This window comes from Halorubrum alkaliphilum, from assembly GCF_017873815.1.
GTDB classification, from domain to species: Archaea; Halobacteriota; Halobacteria; order Halobacteriales; family Haloferacaceae; genus Halorubrum; species Halorubrum alkaliphilum.
Map to the genome: position 1 here is coordinate 1 of NZ_JAGGKQ010000057.1, position 1,579 is coordinate 1,579.

At 55.2% G+C, this 1,579-nt stretch carries 1 protein-coding gene; it reads right to left on the bottom strand.

Features of this window, described 5'->3' with window-relative positions:
* Positions 1 to 50: 50 nt before the first annotated feature.
* A complete protein-coding gene (gene tnpC, locus J2751_RS15430; RefSeq protein ID WP_209487338.1) occupies positions 51 to 1,505 on the bottom strand; it encodes an IS66 family transposase in 1,455 nt (484 codons plus the stop codon).
* Between the last annotated feature and the right edge of the window lie 74 nt (positions 1,506 to 1,579).

Here is a 1,579-nt window from a genome sequence, read left to right on the forward strand (position 1 = left end):
GTAGTTGGATAGCAAGACAAAGATACACCGCACAGTGATGCCTCTCGTCCTTACCGAAGTTCTCTCCCACCCAGAATTGACTGGAGCTGTTCAGGTGGATCAAGTCCTCGTCGTTTCCACGTCGCCAACATCGTTGTTATTGTCTCGTGAATCTGGACCCCTTCTGCCGAACGCAGGGTCCGAAACATCTTCCGAAGGACTACTTGCTCGCGCAGAGCCCGCTCTGCGCGATTATTCGTTGAATCAACACCCCGTTCGGTCACGAACGTCAGCCAGTGACCCAAGCCATTGCTGATCTTCTTGATCAGCTGCTGAACCTCTTGGGCCTCGTAACCTTCCCTCACCAGGCCCTCCAGGTGTAAGGATGCTTCCGCCCGCTTCTGCTCGCGGGCGGAAGCGGACGGATCTCCTTCGACGAACGTCGTTAGATCGTCGTGGAGTGCGTGCAACTCTTCAGACAGCCGCTCTGCTTCCTCGTACCGTTCAGCGACGTACTCAGCCTCCCGCAACAGGTGCGCCCAGCACCGCTGCAGTTTCGTGTGATAACTCGAATACGCCGACCAGCCGTCACAACTGAGCGTCGAGTCCTCGGCGAATTCCTCGCCGAGGACGTCTTCTAAGACTCCACTTCCTCGGCTTTCATCAACCAAAAACAGCACTTCGTCATCAGTGACGAACGTCCACGCCCAGTGTTGTTCTCCATCGACCGGAAAGCCTGTTTCATCGCAGTAGACGACCTCACTCTCCCGAATCTTCTCTTTGACATCCTCGTAAGCGGGTCGCAGACCGGCTGCGACCCGCTTAGTCAAGTTGTAGATCGTCCGGTGAGAGATCGGAAGGTCGAAGTCCCAGTCAAACAGCTCGGCCTGTTTCCGGTTCGGCAGTCGTTGATGGAACCGACCGAGAGCGGTTTGGGCCATGATATTTGGCCCAAACCGCCCCTTTTCGGGACAGTCAGGATGCTCAGCAACAACCTCGTTACCACAAGAACAGTGGTGTTTGCCGAGCTTGTACTCGGTAACAGTGGTTGGAACAGGAAGCGGTACGTCAATAATAGTCCGTGAAACGTAGCTATCAGGGCTAGAGAGGATTTGCTCACAGTCTGGACAGAATCCCTGATCAACGAGGATCGTCTCTTCTGGTTCAGGTGGTGTTCGAGTTGTTCCCTCGTGACCTTCGCTGCGTCCAGGCGATGAGTCGCTGGCGGCGTCAGAGTCGCCGCCAGCGTCGTCTTCATCAGGTTCTTGGTCTTCGTCCTCGGTTTGGTCGTCATCGCCTGGTGAATTAGCCGCACCACCCTGTCTACTGGGTGGTGTGTTTGGATTTTCGTACTGCTTGAGGCGAGCCTCAAGCTGTTCGATCTTCTGTTGTTGTGCAGTAATCTGGCGTCGCAGCAGCCGGTTCTCAAGCTTCTTGACTACGAGCTGCTGGCGGAGTAGCGAACTGTCGTCGGTGCGGATCACGGAATCTGTCGATTCCGTTGATCCGCGACTCCCCAGCGACACAGTAATTCAGCAGTAGTGAACGATCTATGAGACTGCTACGAAATCGTCTCGACATGGAACTGCTATCCAACTAC